At 67.8% G+C, this 16,446-nt stretch carries 15 protein-coding genes; 12 read left to right on the top strand and 3 right to left on the bottom strand.

Going from position 1 to position 16,446, the window contains the following annotated elements; genetic code table 11:
• The first annotated feature begins 354 nt into the window (after window positions 1-354).
• Complete coding sequence (locus ACVN90_RS12640) at window positions 355-591, top strand: hypothetical protein (protein WP_475098591.1); 237 nt, start codon at window positions 355-357, stop codon at window positions 589-591.
• A gap of 63 nt (window positions 592-654) precedes the next feature.
• On the opposite strand, the gene ACVN90_RS12635 is transcribed toward ACVN90_RS12640, so the two are convergent.
• Window positions 655-1,083, bottom strand: a complete 429-nt coding sequence (locus ACVN90_RS12635; protein WP_475098590.1) for a hypothetical protein — start codon at window positions 1,081-1,083, stop codon at window positions 655-657.
• A 499-nt stretch (window positions 1,084-1,582) separates the two neighbouring features.
• On the opposite strand from ACVN90_RS12635, the gene ACVN90_RS12630 reads away from it, so the two are divergent.
• The 4 genes from ACVN90_RS12630 (at window position 1,583) to ACVN90_RS12615 (ending at window position 6,715) form a co-directional block, all read left to right on the top strand.
• Window positions 1,583-2,818 (top strand): DUF3500 domain-containing protein, encoded by a 1,236-nt coding sequence (locus ACVN90_RS12630; protein ID WP_475098589.1) that lies wholly within the window; start codon window positions 1,583-1,585, stop codon window positions 2,816-2,818.
• 263 nt (window positions 2,819-3,081) lie between these two features.
• Window positions 3,082-4,329 carry a DUF1254 domain-containing protein gene (locus ACVN90_RS12625; protein WP_475098588.1) on the top strand — a complete coding sequence of 416 codons (1,248 nt, stop codon included), beginning with the start codon at window positions 3,082-3,084 and terminating at the stop codon, window positions 4,327-4,329.
• Between the two features lie 794 nt (window positions 4,330-5,123).
• The gene (locus ACVN90_RS12620) at window positions 5,124-5,909 is read left to right on the top strand and encodes an alpha/beta fold hydrolase (protein ID WP_475098587.1); all 786 of its coding nucleotides are present in this window, start codon (window positions 5,124-5,126) and stop codon (window positions 5,907-5,909) included.
• Window positions 5,910-5,923: 14 nt separating this feature from the next.
• The gene (locus tag ACVN90_RS12615; RefSeq protein ID WP_475098586.1) at window positions 5,924-6,715 is read left to right on the top strand and encodes a helix-turn-helix domain-containing protein; all 792 of its coding nucleotides are present in this window, start codon (window positions 5,924-5,926) and stop codon (window positions 6,713-6,715) included.
• Between the two features lie 142 nt (window positions 6,716-6,857).
• Here the strand turns inward: ACVN90_RS12615 and ACVN90_RS12610 are convergent, their stop codons facing one another.
• Both ACVN90_RS12610 and ACVN90_RS12605 read right to left on the bottom strand, forming a co-directional pair.
• The gene (locus tag ACVN90_RS12610) at window positions 6,858-7,469 is read right to left on the bottom strand and encodes a dihydrofolate reductase family protein (protein ID WP_475098585.1); all 612 of its coding nucleotides are present in this window, start codon (window positions 7,467-7,469) and stop codon (window positions 6,858-6,860) included.
• Between the two features lie 357 nt (window positions 7,470-7,826).
• Window positions 7,827-8,399, bottom strand: a complete 573-nt coding sequence (locus ACVN90_RS12605) for a TetR/AcrR family transcriptional regulator (protein ID WP_475098584.1) — start codon at window positions 8,397-8,399, stop codon at window positions 7,827-7,829.
• A 163-nt stretch (window positions 8,400-8,562) separates the two neighbouring features.
• Here ACVN90_RS12605 and ACVN90_RS12600 point away from each other — a divergent pair, with 163 nt between their 5' ends.
• From ACVN90_RS12600 to ACVN90_RS12570, 7 genes are all read left to right on the top strand, one after another.
• Complete coding sequence (locus ACVN90_RS12600) at window positions 8,563-10,230, top strand: CocE/NonD family hydrolase (protein ID WP_475098583.1); 1,668 nt, start codon at window positions 8,563-8,565, stop codon at window positions 10,228-10,230.
• On the top strand, window positions 10,230-10,691 hold the full coding sequence (locus ACVN90_RS12595) for a DUF3237 domain-containing protein (RefSeq protein ID WP_475098582.1): 462 nt from the start codon (window positions 10,230-10,232) through the stop codon (window positions 10,689-10,691). The genes ACVN90_RS12600 and ACVN90_RS12595 overlap by 1 nt, the downstream gene beginning before the upstream one ends.
• Before the next feature lie 43 nt (window positions 10,692-10,734).
• On the top strand, window positions 10,735-12,387 hold the full coding sequence (locus ACVN90_RS12590) for an ABC transporter substrate-binding protein (RefSeq protein ID WP_475098581.1): 1,653 nt from the start codon (window positions 10,735-10,737) through the stop codon (window positions 12,385-12,387).
• Window positions 12,388-12,472: 85 nt separating this feature from the next.
• On the top strand, window positions 12,473-13,426 hold the full coding sequence (locus ACVN90_RS12585; protein WP_475098580.1) for an ABC transporter permease: 954 nt from the start codon (window positions 12,473-12,475) through the stop codon (window positions 13,424-13,426).
• Window positions 13,423-14,286 (top strand): ABC transporter permease, encoded by an 864-nt coding sequence (locus ACVN90_RS12580; RefSeq protein WP_475098579.1) that lies wholly within the window; start codon window positions 13,423-13,425, stop codon window positions 14,284-14,286. The genes ACVN90_RS12585 and ACVN90_RS12580 overlap by 4 nt, the downstream gene beginning before the upstream one ends.
• On the top strand, window positions 14,283-15,953 hold the full coding sequence (gene nikE / locus ACVN90_RS12575) for a nickel ABC transporter ATP-binding protein NikE (protein ID WP_475098578.1): 1,671 nt from the start codon (window positions 14,283-14,285) through the stop codon (window positions 15,951-15,953). Before ACVN90_RS12580 ends, nikE begins: the two co-directional genes overlap by 4 nt.
• Window positions 15,954-15,964: 11 nt before the next feature.
• Complete coding sequence (locus tag ACVN90_RS12570) at window positions 15,965-16,444, top strand: DUF3237 domain-containing protein (protein ID WP_475098577.1); 480 nt, start codon at window positions 15,965-15,967, stop codon at window positions 16,442-16,444.
• Window positions 16,445-16,446: the final 2 nt, after the last annotated feature.

Genomic DNA, 16,446 nt, shown 5'->3' with positions numbered 1-16,446 from the left:
CTTCACTCCGCTGCCGTTCAGGACGATGACTTGTGGCGGCGTCAAGCGGCGGAATAGCTCGAGCAATTGTTCGCGGGCATCGTCAATTCGCAGGAGCTGCATGCTGCAGCCAGAGATGCCCTCCGCTTGTACGGCGGCGGAATGGGTGGGTTTCAAGACGCGGGGACGCCGGCGATGGCCTCCGCGATCACTCGGTTAAGTGAAGCTCTGCGCCACGCGATCTAGAGCCAACATTTCGGGTGCGGTAGCCGACCCGCAATGGTGCGGCCGGCCGCCAGCCGCGCGCAGCAGTCCCGATCTCCATGTGTGTATGTTGCGGTGATGGATGTTGAGTCGCGATTTCAGGAGCTAGGAGTGCCCGAGTCGGTCTATAGCGTCGCCCGGGAGAGGAACGAGACCTACTGCCTCGTCGAGGAACCCGACGGTTGGCATGTGTTCTACAGCGAGAGAGGCAATCGCAACAGCGAACGCGTCTTCGTGTCCGAGCCCGCGGCAAGCGACGAGTTGGTGCGGTTGGTGACCAACGACGGTGCGATTCAGCAGATAATCCAGACCGACACAGGCGCGGGTCGTCAACGACCGGGCGCCTGACGCTCGCAGGCGGACCGGCGCCCGCACGCTGGCGGACGCTTGCGTGCTGCCCGTCGGAGAGTCCTAGAGTCGGAGTCTGGCAGAGCGGCGTGCGGTCCGCTGTCTATCGAATCCGAACCGAGCTGGCGGTGCCACGGACTCCCGGGCGTCCTCGACGACCGGATCGAAGTGGCGCAGGAGCGACGCGTACCCGAAGTGATGGTTGTAGGTGAGCGCGTACCCTGCGGAGTCGTCGCGGACTACGCGGTCAGTCGGGCTCTGGGGGATCTCGTCGTAGACGTATCCATTGACCAACGCGGCATCCCGCGTCTCGGCGCCGTAGTCCCACTCTGACAGATGGCGGATTGCGGCCTCGGGTCCGTTCTTGTCGATCATGTCGAGCACGCCGTCGGCATCCTCACCCTGCATGAAGACGACACTCATCCAGCGACGCTCGACAGGGGCGCTGGAGTCGTGAGTGGAGGCTACTGCTCCGGTGGTGCGAATGCTCATCGTGGGCTCCCTTCTGCACCTATCAGGTACGCAGGGGGTACACGCTCCAGAGCAGGGATGTCGCGCCGGCGCCCGGTCAATTACGCTGATGCTGCTTGGATAAACCCGCTCGACGCCGCGATTTCGGCCCGAGTGGCACGCAGATGGCACGAAGAGCGCGCCGACGCAGATTTTCCGCATGATTCCGCGGGTCGTGACGAGGACTGGGACTTCTAGGAGTTCCAGATCAGAGTAGGCCCGTATAGGGCGGCTGAGAGGCCCGGACCCGCAGGATTCTGCGGGTCCGGGCCTCTTTCGTGCCTTCTCTCAACAGACAGAGGAGGACTCAGATGGACGTGAATGGCAATTCGGTGTGGCACGCGGGTGGCACAGACGCCTCTCTTGGTGAAGCGGGGTGGTCCGCGGGGGGCCTTGAGCGCGCGGCGCCGGCCTCGCCGTCATAGGAACCGCATAGGAGGCACCGAGGATCGGGCTAAGCGGGCTTCGTACCGTCGAGGTCATGAGCAACCAGACCACTGATACCACTTCCCAACGGCCCGGCCGGCTGAAGCGGCGCGCGTCCACGTGGATCGCGGCATCCGTCGTCGTACTGGGCGTCACGCTGGCCGGTTGCGCGAGCACCGTCTCGACGGCAGGGTCCAGCACCTCCGCCAGCTCGACGTCCACGTCGGCGATCGAGACCGGCACCACGGGAACGACAGACGCGACAACGACGGCGCAGACCATCACCGACACTGCCGCGGCCGCGGAGGCCTTCCTCGCGACGCTGACCGAGGAGCAGCGCAACACCGTGCTGTATGCCTTCGACGACGAGACGAAGACGACCTCGTGGTCGAACTTCCCGGTGACGTTCGTGCAGCGTGCCGGCCTGAACCTCGCCGACTTGACCGAGGAGCAGCAGGCTGCCGCGATGGCGGTGCTCGAGGCGCTGCTCAGCGACGAGGCGTACGCGACCGTCACCGGCATCATGGGCGGCGACCAGTACCTGCTTCAGAACAGCTCGAGCACCGAGGACTCGCTCGGGCAGTACTACATCGCGTTCTTCGGTGACCCGTCCGACAGCAGCGCGTGGGAGGTACAGTTCGGCGGCCACCACCTCGGCATCAACGCAAGCCTCGACGGGACCGCCGACGCGATCACCTTCGCGCCGACCCACCTCGGCGTGCAACCGGCCGTCTACACCGACACCGAAGGCAACGAGGTGCAGCCGTTCGACGGGATCTACACCGACGCGTTCGCGTTCTTCGACAGCCTGACCTCCGAGCAGCAGGCCACCCTCACATCGGGAGAGGTCAGCATGTGCGCACCGGGCGACACCTGCGACTACGCGACCGGCTCCGGCCTCACCGGCGCGGACCTCACCGACGAGCAGAAGCAGCTGCTGCTCGCCCTGATCGCCAACTGGGTCGGGATGGCCGATGAGCAGACCACCGACGAGGCCCTCCCCGCGATCGAAGCGACGCTGGACGACACGGTCATTGCCTGGTCGGGTGAGACCACCTATGACATGAGCACCGGCGAGGGCATCTCGTTCTCGATCTCCGGTCCGAACGTCTACATCGCGTTCCAGGCGCAGCAGGGCTCCGCCGGTGCCGACGTCGACGGCGTGGTCACCTCCGGATGGGGACACGTCCACACCATCTACCGCGACCCCACCAACGACTACGCGAACAGCGTCAGCCAGCAGGCAGCGAGCGGTGGCATGGGAGGCGGCCCCGGCGGCAACGCCCCCTGACCTTCCCACCCATCGCTCCGGCACCGGGTCCGCAACGATCGTCGGCGCACCCGGTTGCGGCGCGGAGCGCATGTGCCAGCCGCCCCCACGGTCCCCATGCGAGCGATGATCGCTGGAGGGTCCTTTGCGCGCGCGTGCGGGTTGCCCGTCGAACCTACTGAGAATCCGGGTCGGCGCGGTGGGAGAGATTGACGGCTAGGCTGTCGCCCGCCTGCCGACGCGCCGAGCGTCATACGAGCGGTTCAGAGCGTGAGGAGCGTGTGGTGTCGATCTCGGATGAACGAGCGCGGGACGCGTACCTGTATGGGTATTCGATGGACAAGGCGTACGGGTTTCTGTACGAGACGACGATTCAACCGGGTGTGCGGTTGAACGCGTTTCAGAAGCTGCGGGATCTCGCGGATGACACGTACACCGCGCACCCCACGATCAACAACGACACGCTCCACCTACAGGGTTGGTTCGACGTCGCTGTGGAACCGGTCGTGGTGACCGTCCCGGACGTTGACCGGGACCGGTACTGGATCCTGCACACCATGGACATGGGGCACTACACGACCGCAATGATCGGTTCGCGCACGCGCGGTGCGAAAGGCGGGACATTCCTGTTCTCCGCCCGCGATTGGTCGGGAGAGATCCCGGAGCGTGTCGACGAGGTCGTTCGGTCCGAGTCGAACCTGATCAAGGTGATGGGTCGGATCATGACGATCGGTGGCGATGATCTTGAGACCGCGCGAGGGCTGCAGGACCAGTGGAAGCTGGAGACGCTCTCGGAGTACCTCGGAGAAGCCGTGCCCGCCCCAGTGGAGCGTGTGTTCCCGGATCCCGCCGAGACGACGTGGCTGCACCGAGTCAACTTCCTCCTCGCCGACGGATCGATGCCGACCGCGGATGCCGGTTGGCTCGCGCCGCTCGCCGGCACCGGCATCGAGGCCGGCCGCACCACCTTCACCGACGAACAGCTCAATGCTGCCGCGCGTGGCGAGCAGCTCGGGATGGCGCATCTCTCACAGCTCGCGCCGACCCTGACCAGCTCGAAAGGTGTCCTCGGCACCCGCGCGGAACTGCAAAACGCCCGCCGAGACATCTTCGACATCGGCACCATGCTCGGCCAATGGGGACTGCCGCCCGTGGAATCCGTCTACCTCAAGATCGAGACCGGATCCGACGGGCAACCCATCAACGGTTCGAACGGCAAGGAGTACCGGGCGCGATTCCGTGCCCCAGACGTGTCCGAGTTCTGGTCTTTCACCGTCTACGGCGATGACAACAGACTCATGGCCCACAACGCCATCAACCGGCATAGCCGCGGCGACCGCACCCTCACCCCCGACCCGGACGGCTACTACTCGATCCTGCTCAGCGCGGACGTCACCGCGCACGCCGACGACGCTAACTTCCTTCCCATCCCGGAGAAGGACTCGTACCTCATCCTCCGCCTCTATGGACCCAGCGAGGCCATCCAGAACGGCGACTACGCAGCACCCGCTTTCGACATCGTGGCCTCCTGAATCACGTCGACGCGAACCGACTCGCACCGGCGCTCGGTGGGAGAAATTCAGGAATCTAACATTCATGCTCGACGGCAACAATCCACGGTTCCCGTGGGTGCCCTTCCGCGTCACGCTTTACGCCGGGCTCGAAGCACCAAGGGATCTCGACGTCGCCGTGACCGACACCGCCAGCATCCACCTCGACGACCGAGCCGACAAGAGCCAGCCACGCACGACACTCCCGACGCGCACGGCGCGGCAGCGCCTCTGGACCGCTTTGCGGACGTTGCCCGGTGGCTGGTCACCTGCGGGCCAAGCGCACGATGAAGATCGCCGCAGGGATGGCTCACAGAACTACGAAGCCCCCGCGCGACAAGGTCGGGCGGGGGCTCGCTTAGGTAGGTTGCCAAGGTCGGCAGGCAAGCCGTCCGACGCGAGCGTGTGACCAGGGTTCAGGGTGGCCCTTAGTCGTTACTGAGGTCACCCAGCAGTAGACCGGTACGCTCGGAATCCCTCTCCACCTCTTCGGGATCGCGGTTCTGCGGGTCGACCGGTCGCGGGTCATCTACGAGAGTGGATTCCAGATCCAACTCAGAGAACGAATGAGGGGGCAGCCGGGCGGCCGAATCGGCGTGTTGAGCGTCACTGTCAGAACCCCAGAGCTTCGGGCAGCGTGTCGGCAGTTCGTCCAAGTCGCGAGGGCATCTCGGTATGCGCCTGGTTGGCAGAGGAGGGGCCCATCCCCTGCTTGACCCTGACGTTGCGTCAACCCGGCACGCTGGACCCATATTGCGGTGCAGATCGGAGAAGCCATGATCAGCAAGACCCCAGCCTGGACCGGCATGGTGCCGGTAGACGACACGGCTCTTGTCGTGACCGATACCGGTGGCTCCGGGCTGCCGGTGACTTACCTCAACGGGCACTTCGCCACCCAGGGCTACTGGCGGCGGGTCATCGCCGAGCTGGGGTCGCGGTGGCGGCACATCACCTACGACGAGCGCGCCCGGGGGCGGAAGTCGGGACGTTCCGCGGACTATTCGTTCGAGGCCGCCGTCCGCGACGTCGATGCTGTGCTCGACGCGCGGGGCGTCGATCGAGCGATCGTGGTCGGGTGGTCGTACGGCGCGTTCGTCGCCGCACACTGGGCAAGTCGCAATCCGGGCCGGGCGATCGGCGCAGTGCTGGTCGATGGCGCGCAGCCGAACGACTGGCTCACCGATGAGATGGAGCAGGGGCTCCCGAAGGTCTTCCGGCGGCTGCAATGGGTGATGGTGCCGCTGCGGGTGACCGGGCTGACGCCCCGGATGACCGCGATCGAGATGGCGGCAAGCAACATCGAGGTCGGCAAGCTCGCACGGGAGCGGGAACTCGGTCCGGTCATTGACCGGATCGCCGTCCCGACCCGATACGTTCTCGCGTCCGGACGGTCGTTCGGCAGCAAGGGTGAGGGGCAGGAGACGATCCGCGCGAGCGTGCCCGCAGTGGCCGACCGCAACCCGCACATCACGATCCACGCGAAGGTGAGGAGCACTCACGACTCGATCCTCCGCAAGGACTTCCGCATGGTGGCCGAGGCGGTCCGCGGCGTCGCTGGTTGAGGCAGTCTGAAGCCATGCTCACGATCGGCCAACTGGCGTCCCACGCCGGGGTGACGGTGCGAACAGTCCGGCACTATCACCAGATCGGCCTGCTCGCCGAGCCTCAACGCGACCACTCCGGCTACCGCAGCTACGACGCCGCCGCCGTCGTGCGGCTGATCCGAATTCGCGTGCTTGCCGATGCCGGCGTCCCCCTCGCCCGCGTGCAGCAACTCCTCATCGCCGGGCCTGACGAGTTCGTCCGCGCCGTGAGGGAGATCGACGAGGTCCTGAGCGCCGACATCCGTCGCCTGCAGGACAGCCGCAGGCGGATCGCCCAGCTCGCCGCCGGCGATCATCTGGCCCTTCCCCAGATCGTCCTGGACTACCTGGATCGGCTGCGCGGGCTCGGCGTCGGCGAGGCCTACATCGAGCTCGAGCGGGACGCCTGGATCATGCTCGCCGCGCAGGATCCGCGCAGCATCGACGCCGTGATCGCCGAGAAGCACCGCCATCTGGACGAGGACCCCGACATGACGCGGCTCTACCGCCTCCTCGGCTCCGCGCCGGACTGGGCGGCGGACGATCCCCGAGTCGTGGAACTCGCCGACCTCGTCGAGCACCTCCGCCTCCGCGCCATCCAGAACGGCGAGATCGAGATCGGCGGCGCGGAGCAAGCAGACCCCCTGACGGCTCTCCTGGACTCGGCGATGACGGAGTCAGCACCCGTCGCGCGAGAGCTGCTGACGATCCTCGAACAACGCGGATGGCGCGGCTGGACGCGCATCGAGAAAGCTCCCGCCGAGCAAATCCGAGGCGATCGCTGAGCCGGGATCCGACTCCACGGCGTAGGCCACACGTCACTCGAATACGAAGCGGAGACTCGCGCGGCCGCTGCCTCGCTGGCGATCCTCATGCGAGCCCTACAGTTCGCGGTGCGGGGCTTCGAGCTCCCGTTCGCGAGATCATTCAGCGGGGGAGGCGATCGATCACCCGGTAGAAGAGGTGCACGACTCCGCGGCCTTCGACGACACGCACCTGCTCGAGCTGGACGGGTGAGCCGTCGAGCTCGTCGAACAGAGCGAGACCGTCGCCGAGGAGCACCGGCACCAGGTGGATCCAGAGTTCGTCGAGCAGACCGAGGCGCAGACACTGCATCGCGATGTCCCCGCCGGCGACGCCGACGGTCTTGCCACCTGCGGCCGCCTTCGCCTGGCGGATCGCGCTCTCGACCCCGTCGGTCACGAAAGTGAACGGACTGTCGCGGCCGCGCCACTCCTCGGGAACCTCGTGCGTCACGATGAAACTGGGGATGCCCATCGGGTCGTCGCCGCCCCACGCCTGCGCGTCGTCGAATGTGACTCGGCCGGTGACGTTGGCCCCGAGGTCGAACGCATCGCGGACGACGGGCGCGCTGGCCTCGTCGACATGAAACGTGAGGTCCATGTTGGGCATCGTGACGGCGACGTCGCCGCCCTCGTACCACGCGTGCACCTCGTCGGTGGAGTGATCCGTCCGCGCGACGTAGCCGTCCAGCGACATGGACATCTCGATGACGACCTTGGGTTCTGCATCCATCATTCGGGGGCCCCACATTCTTCGCCGCGCACGGTGTTCGAGGAGTCGGCCACAGCGTGGAGTCGAGTGCCTCGCCGAGTCCACGCTGTCAGGGCTCCGGGGTGTCCCACCAGGGATTGACAACGCGTTGACACCCTGGCGGGCGCGTCGCTCGTGCGGGCGGGCTCCCTCGGTCCACGGGCAGCCGTATACGCGCCGACGGCGAGTCGTGCGGCATGAGCCGCGCCAACCTCGACCCCGAGTGCATCGGCGGATCCGTGCGCGGACACCGCGCGGCACCCCGTGCGGGGTTGGTGCGGCGTTGCTCACGGAGTGGGATGGGTGACGCCGTCTGCCGCGATCCCAGACCCGGACAGAGGGTCAGAGAGTGCCGAGGAGCGCTTCTGCGGCGGCGCGCGAGTGCACCATCCGTGCAGGGTCGGCGTCGAAGTCGCCGAGGAAGACCGACCCGAGGGCGCACGTGAGAACCCCGTAGGCCACGGTGACGCAGGCGTCGGCAGCGGCATCCGGATGCGCCTGCGCCACGAGCTGTGCGAGTTGCGCGCGCGTGGCGGTATACGAGGTCGTGAGCACGTCGGCGATCTCGGGCGTCGTGCGGGAGAGCTCGACGAGGCCCAGGACCACGGCGTTCTCGCGGTCCGAGGTGAGGAAAGGGACGCCGAACAGATAGTCCAGTGCGCCCTGGATGCCGCTCACGTCGGCCGGAAGGATGGAGCCCGCTTCGCCCGTGGAATCGGCGAACACAGCGACGGCGACGTCGAGGAGCAGCCGGTCGCGGTTCCCGACGAAATGGCGCACGTGGCCCCGCGACATCCCGGCCGTGTCGGCGATGCGATCGAGCGTCGCCCCGCGGATGCCGTGTTCGGCGATCGTGGTCATCGTCGCGTCCAGGATCTGCTCGCGACGCTCGGTCGCGACGGATGGGCGTGCCATCGGCGATTCTCCTCTCGGATGAGAGTGACGGCAGAAGCCCCACCTCATCGGCAAGTGTAACGACGGGGTAAATTCTAGTCTAGTCGGACTTGACTAACTTCCGAAGGGTGCATAGCGTTTCGTCCCAACAGCGGACGATGACGCCGCGAGTGAGAGGAACGACATGCCTGACGTCCACCGGATCCCACCGATGCCGGAGAGCCCGCTCTCCTTTCCGGCGCGGGTTCGCACGACCGACGGCGTCCTGCTCGCAACCGACGTCTACCTTCCCGGCGCACCTGCCGAGGCGGACGCGACGCCCGGCGACACCGTCCTGATCCGGCTGCCGTACGACAAGTCGGGCGTCTACTGCTTCATCCCGCTCGTGGCGGAGTACTTCATGCAGCACGGATACCGTGTCGTCGCTCAGGATGTCCGGGGCAAGTTCCGATCCGAAGGGGACGCCCTGCTCTTCGTCAACGAAGTGGACGACGGCCACGCGACGATCGAGTGGATCGTCCAGCAGCCCTGGTCGAACGGCCGCGTCGCGATGTGGGGCGACAGCTACTACGGCTACACGCAGTGGGCGGCCGCCGCGAGCGGTCATCCGGCGTTGAAGGCGATCTCGCCCAGGGTGACCGGGACGATGCTCGGGGAGCCCGTTCGTCGCGACGGCGCGGACCGCGTCCGACCGGTCGAGTGGGGGGTCACGTACATGTACCCGCTCACACAGTTCTTCGACAACGACATGGTGCTCTGGGAGCCGGACTGGTCCCGCCGCGATTTCGCCGCACAGGCCGAGGAGTTCATCGCCCAGGTGGGCTACCGCGGTCTGTCATACGACCAGTGGTATCCGCGTGCTGTCCACCTCCCGCGATTCCCCGCAGGCGATCCGTTCGCCGGCCGCTCGGTGCCGGTGCTCCACACCATCGGCTGGTGGGACAACTGCGCCCCGCTCTCGTGGGCGGACGTCGGCCGTATCAAGGCGCACCCGAACTGGGACGCGCACCACTATCTGCGCATCGAGCCGATGGACCACGAGAGCTTCGAGCTCCTCGATGCCGACGAGGACCGGGTCGAGGACCGCAGCGACGATCAGATCCGCGCCCTCCTGCCGCGCACGCTGGACCCCACCATCGCCTTCTTCGAGGTGTTCGTGCGCGGCAACGGCTCTCCCGCCGACGTCCCCCGGGTCGCCTGGAATCTCGGGGGCACGGTCGGCATGCGCGAGAGCGCGACCTGGCCCCCGGCGGGAACACGCCCGATCGAGCTGTACACCGGCGCGGCCGGTGAGCTGGTGCGCGAACGACCCGAGCAGACGTCGACAGCCCACTGGGTCCACGACCCCGACGACCTCGTGCCGTCGAGCGTGCCCGACGCGTTCTCGTTCCTGCTGCACAAGCCCGACGAGTCCGCGATCGGCGACCGCCCCGACGTGCTGCGCTTCGAGTCGCAACCCCTCGAGTCCGCCGTCGACCTGGCCGGCCCGGTGACTGCTCGAGCCCGCGTCTCTTCGGACGGGCCGATCATGGACCTCTTCATCCGAGTGCTCGATGTCGCTCCCGACGGAACGGCCCTGCGGATCGCGCGCGGCCAGCTCCAGCTTCTCGGCGCGGAGCGAGCGGAGACTCTCGACCTCGATCTCGGCCAGATCGGCTATCGCCTGGGGGCGGGTCATCGCCTGCGTGTGCACGTCAGCAGCAGCGATTACCCCGAGTTCCTCCCGCAGGCCGGCACCGGCGTCGACCCGTGGATGTGGGGGGAGACGCGCACGAACACGCAGTCCGTCGACATCGGAGGTGCCGACGGCTTGAGCCTCACCCTCACCGTGCTGGAAGGAGAGCTGCCCTGATGCTCGAGCCCGCCCTGGAGTTCGTCTTCGAGATCCGCGCCCGGATCGACCCCCACTTCGACATCGGGCGAGGCCCCGACGAGAAGCTCTCGTTCACCCCCGTGTCCGGCGGCACGGTCGCCGGACCTCGGCTCAACGGCGAAGTGCTGAGTGGCGGCGGCGATTGGGCCGTCGAGCGGTTCGGCACGTCCCAGCTCGAGGCGCGGTACCTGCTCCGCGCCGATGACGGCGCCGTGATCGACATCCTCAACCGCGGCTACTTCCGCGCCACGCCCGGACAGCTCGCTTGCATGGAGAAGGGCGAGGACATCCCGGAGGACGAGTCCGGGCTCTACTTCCGCACCGCGCCGGTGTTCCAGACGGATGCCCCGGCCCATCGCTGGCTCGCTGAGAACCAGTTCATCGGCATGGCCCGCGACGACGACGGCCACGTCGCCATCCGCGTCTTCCTCCTCCGCTGACCCACCACACCCGAAGCACCACCGACCCGAACGGAACAACAGCATGAAGAGAATCGGAATCGCGGCCGGCGCCGTCGCCTGCGCATCGCTGCTCGTGCTCACCGCCTGTGCGCCCAGAGACGGGGGCGGCACCGACGACGGGAACGGCGGCGACATCACCCTCGTCGACGCCCAGCCCGCCGGCACACAGCCCGTCGACGAGGTGACCTGGGCCATCGCCGAGGGTGAACCTGCCACGCTGAACCCGGCGAGCTCTGCCAACCTGATCATCCCGAACCTGTGCGACAACCTGCTGTCGCTCCAGCCCGACTTCTCCATCGAGCCCGGCATCGCCGAGACCGCCGAGTTCGTCGATCCGACGACGTTCGTGATCACCCTTCGCGACGACGTCACCTTCTGGGACGGCAGCCCGGTGACCGCCGACGACGTGGTCTACAGCCTGCAGCAGAGCACGAACCCCGCCTCGCAGTGGTACGGCGCGTTCGCGCTCGTTGTGCCCGACCCGGCCGTGGGCATCGTCGCCACGGGGCCGAACGAGGTCACCGTGCGCTTCGTCGCCCCGGACTCGACCTTCCGCGAGGCGCTCGCGGGCCAGGGCGGCGCGGTCATGCAGAAGGCGTTCGGCGAGGCGGTCGAAGACGCCGTCGGCACCTCGGATGGCGGGCTCATGTGCACCGGACCCTACAAGCTCGAAGAGGGCGGTTGGACACCGGGGAGCCAGATCGTCACGACGGCGAACGAGGACTACTGGAACGGCGCTCCGCTCGTGAAGAAGCTGACCTACACCTTCGTCGCCGACGGGTCCACGCTCACCACCGCGCTCACCGAGGGTGAGATCGACGGTGCCATCAACGTGCCGCCGACCTCGCGCGCGGCGTTCGAGGGCGACGGCGCAGGAACCCTGGTCGTCGGCCCCTCGACCTCGTCGTACAGCTTCGGACCGACGTCCTCCACCAGTGCGGCGGCGAATCCCAAGATCCGGCAGGCACTCAACCTCGCGATCGACCGCGAGAAGTACCTCGAGACCGTCGTGAACGGGCTCGGATATGTCCAGAAGACGCTGGTGCCCCCGTTCTCGTTCCAGGCGATGGAAGAAGCGGACATCTACCAGGCCGGATACGACGCACTCGCCGCGCCCGAGGTCGACATCGAGGCGGCGAGGAAGCTCGTCGAGGAGAGCGGCGAGGACGTCAGCGTCCCGCTGGTGCTCGCGGTGGTGGCCGGAGCCCCGCAGTTCCAGCAGACCGCGGCGATCATCCAGAGCGCCGGCAAGGAGATCGGCCTCGACATCCAGATCAACGAGATGCAGGCATCCGATTTCGGTGCGCTGTTCTACGACCCCAGCAAGCGCGACGGCGTTGATTTCGTGGCGACGCAGGGCTACCTCGAGACTCCGGGTGTGCTCGGCTACCCGTCGCTCTTCGTGCTCCCCGAGGAGCTCGGCGGCTTCTTCAACTGGAGCGGCTACGACAACCCCGACGTGACGGCGCACATGACGGCCGCCCGCAACGCGGTGGATGCCGAGACGGCCTCGAACGAGTTCGTCGCCGCGCAGGAGATCTTCGGTCCGGACTACCTGCAGGTCACCCTCGCCGGCGCCTACCAACTCACCTATGTCAACGACGACCTGACCGGAGTGGTCACCTCCATCGCGGCTTACAGCAGCCCGTGGGCGCTGCACCTCGGCGGCAAATGACGCGACCTGCCGGGGCCGGACACCTCGCGCAGCGAGTCGGGGCCCGGCAGGATCACTCTCACCTGGAGAAAGGAGGACGGACGCGATGAACCCCCTCACCCGCACATTGCTGGGACGACTCGGCGGATTGGTGCTCACGCTCTTCCTCGCGAGCGTCGTCATCTTCTCCGCGGTGCTCCTCACCGGCGATCCGATCGCGGCGCTCGCCGGCGGCGCCAAGCCGACACCGGAGCTCATCGCGCAGATCCGCGCCGAGTACCACCTCGACGATCCCGTGTGGGCGCGGTACTGGATGTGGCTCAGCGGAGCCGTCCAGGGCGACTTCGGGCGGTCTTTCGTCTACAAGACCGACGTCGTCTCGCTGGTCGCCCCTCGCTTCGGGGTCACCCTCCAACTCGTACTGCTGACCATCGTGCTGATCCTGATCTTCGGCGTCGGATCCGGCATCCTCGCCGCCACTCGCGGTGCCCGCACCGACCGAGCGGTCGCTGTTCTGACCTCGCTCGGGATGGCGCTGCCCACCTTCGTCGTCGCGATCCTCCTGATCTGGATCTTCGCGAAGACCCTCGGATGGTTCCCGGTCTACGGCGCGGGAGAAGGATTCTGGGATCGCCTGTGGCACCTCGTGCTTCCCGCCGTCTCGCTCGCCGTCCTCTTCATCGCCTACATCAGCCGGGTGACCCGCAGCGCACTGGTCGCGCAGCTTCACGCGGAGCACGTCGACACCGCGCGAGTGCGCGGCATTCCTGCCCGGCGGATCTTCGGGGTTCACGTGTTCCGCAACGCGTCGCCGCAGATCCTCGCCATCTCGGGCACGACCATCGCGGGGCTGTTCGCGGCATCGGCCATCGCCGAGGTCGCGTTCGGTCTCGGCGGGATCGGCTCCCTGCTCGTGCAGGCAGCCGCTCGCGCCGACCTGCCGGTGGTGCAGATCGTGTCGCTGCTGCTCGTCGTCATCTTCGTCGTGCTCAACGCCGTCGCCGACCTGATCAGCTTCGCGATCGATCCGACCAGCCTGTCCGAAGGGATGAACGCATGAGCGTCGGCCAGATCGCCCAGGGTCGCGTGCCCGCCGTCGCCCGTCGCGTCGCGAAGAAGGACTGGACGTTCGTCGTCGCGCTCATCGTCTTCGGGATCGTGGTGCTCATCGCGATCATCGGCCCCTGGATCGCGCCCTACCCCGCTGACGAGTTGTACGTCGGCCCCGTCAACGGTGCCCCCAGTCTTGCGCACCCGTTCGGCACCGACGACGTCGGACGCGACATCCTGTCCCGCGTGCTCGTCGGCGCGCAACCGAGCGTCTTCGCGCCGATCGTGGTCGTCGTCATGTCCACCGCCCTGGGCCTCACGCTCGCCGTCACCGCCGCCTGGTTCGGCGGCTGGGTGTCGGGCGGACTTGCCCGCATCATCGACGTGATCTTCGCGATCCCCGGACTGGTGCTGGCCGTGCTCGCGGTCGCGATGTTCGGGAAGGGCCTCGTTGCTCCCATCGTCGCCTTGTCGATCGCTTACATCCCCGTCGTCGCGCGACTCACCCAGACCGCGGCATCGCGCGAACTCGGGAAGCCGTACTTCGCGGCTCTCCGGGTTCAGGGTGTGTCGAGCGGCGCGATGCTGCTTCGCCACCTGCTTCCCGCCCTCATCCCGCTCGTCGCGGCGCAGATGGCGGTCGGGTTCGGCTACGCGATGCTCGACCTCGCCGCCATCTCGTTCCTCGGTCTCGGGCAGCAGCCACCCGCACCCGACTGGGGCTCGATGATCGCAGCGGGACAGGCGGGCATCCTCGCCGGGGCGCCGGAGCAGTCCGTGTTCCCCGCGATCTTCGTCGTGGCGACCGTCCTCGCGGTCGGTGTGATCGGCGCGCGGGTCACCGTCTGGGTAGAGGAGCGCGAACGATGACCGACACCGTGCTGAAGATCGAGGATCTCGACATCTTCGCCCCCGGATCCCGGCAGCTCGTCTTCGGCAGCAGCCTGGCTGTCGGCCGTGGCGAGGCCGTGGGGCTCGTCGGCGAGTCGGGCTCGGGCAAGACTCTCACGGTGCGCGCGGTCGCCGGGCTGCTGCCCGACGGGTTCACGACCCACGGCGTCATCCGGATCGACGGCCGAGACCTCGGGTCGATGAGCGTCCCCGAACTCCGCGACGTCCGCGCTCGCCGCCTCGGGATGGTCTTCCAGACCCCTCGTGCGCACCTCAACCCCCTCCGGACCATCGGCGACTTCCTCACCGAGGCGCTCGTCCACGTCGCCGGTGCCAAGGCCTCGACTGCCGATCGGCGGGCGAAGGAGCTTCTCGACGAAGTGGGGATCACCGACCCCGCGCGCCGCATGCGACAGCATCCCGCCGAACTTTCGGGCGGCCTGCTGCAGCGCGTGATGATCGCGGCCACGCTCGCCATGGACCCCGACATCCTGCTCGCCGACGAGATCACCACGGCACTCGACGTGACCACGCAGGAAGAGGTCATGGCGGTCATCGCCGACCTCCGCACGCACCGCGAGCTGTCACTGCTGTTCATCACCCACGACCTCGCCCTCGCCGGCGCCGTATGCGACCGGGTGGCAGTGATGCAGCGTGGGCGGATCGTCGAGACCCTCGAGGCGGCCACGATGCGCCGCGACGCGAAAGCCGACTACACGCGCCTTCTCATGTCCGCCACCCTCGACGAGGGTGCGCCGAGAGAGTCGGATGCCGCGGCCGAGGCATCCATCATGGAGATCGAGGCTCTGAGCAAGACCTACCAGGTGCGCGGCGACAGCGGCCGTGAGACCCTCGTCGCCGTCGACGGGGTGTCGATGGCGCTCGCCGAGGGCGGTTCGCTCGGCATCGTCGGCGAGTCGGGTTCAGGCAAGTCCACGACGGCGCGCGTGCTCCTCGGCCTGGAGCGCGCCGACACCGGCACGATCACGGTGGGAGGGGAGGACTGGAGCGTCCCCGCGCGCACCGGTCGCGATCGCCGCCACCGCGCGAAGATCGCGCAGATGGTCTTCCAGGACCCCTACCAGTCGCTGGACCGCCGACAGACCGTGCGACAGTGTCTCACCGAGGCGGTCCGCGTCCATCGTCGCGGCGCGCCGAAGGATGCCGTGGCAGCCCGCGTGCAGGACCTCATGCGCCAGGTACGGCTCGACGAGGCCCTGCTCGACACCCGTCCGCGGGCGCTCTCGGGAGGGCAGCGCCAGCGCGTCGCGATCGCCCGTGCGCTCGCCGCCGATCCGTCGCTGCTGGTGCTCGATGAAGCGGTGTCGGCTTTGGACGTGACCACGCAGGTCGAGATCCTCACGCTGCTCGATTCGATCCGACGCGACACCGGGGTCGCGCTCCTCATGATCACGCACGACCTCACGGTCATCCGGCGCCTGTGCGAGCACGTCGTCGTCATGCGCGCCGGCGCCATCGAGGAGCAGGGGACCGCGGAGGACATCCTCGACCGGCCGCAGGCCGACTACACGCGGCTGTTGCTCGACTCCATCCCGCGGGAAGGATGGGTCCCGAAGCGTCGCCGTCTCGGGCGGACTCGGTCCCTGCCCACCGTCACCCGCGGCAGCGCGATCGTCCCCGAGTGAATCGAGTTCCCATGACCGCCGACCTCCTGACGCCCGGATTCGAGTACTGCTTCGAGCTGCGCTGCGCCGTCGACGAAGAGCTGCCGCTCGGCGGTTCGACACCGGGCGAGGGTCTCCACTTCGCCGGGGTGTCGGGCGGCGACTTCGACGGACCGCGCCTGCGTGGCCGGGTAGTCGACAGCGGCGGTGACTGGTGGTTCGGTCGCGGACTGACCGTGACGCTCGACGCCCGGTACGTCATCGAAGCCGAAGTGCAGGGGGGAACGGCCGGGGTCGAGGTCGTCAACCGAGGCGTCTGGCGTACGGATGCCGCCACGTTCGAGCGGATGCTCGCCGGCGAGGATGTGGCGGAGGCGGAGCTCTACTACCGCACAGCGTTCGTGTTCCGCACGGAGCACCCCGACCTGCAATGGCTCACCGAGTCGCAGTTCATCGGCTACGCCCGGCCGCAGCCGGGATTCGTCCTGATCCGGGTCTTCCGGCTCACCTGAAA

This window comes from Microbacterium sp. F01 (assembly GCF_056156365.1).
This window is presented reverse-complemented; position numbering and strand designations above follow the sequence as displayed.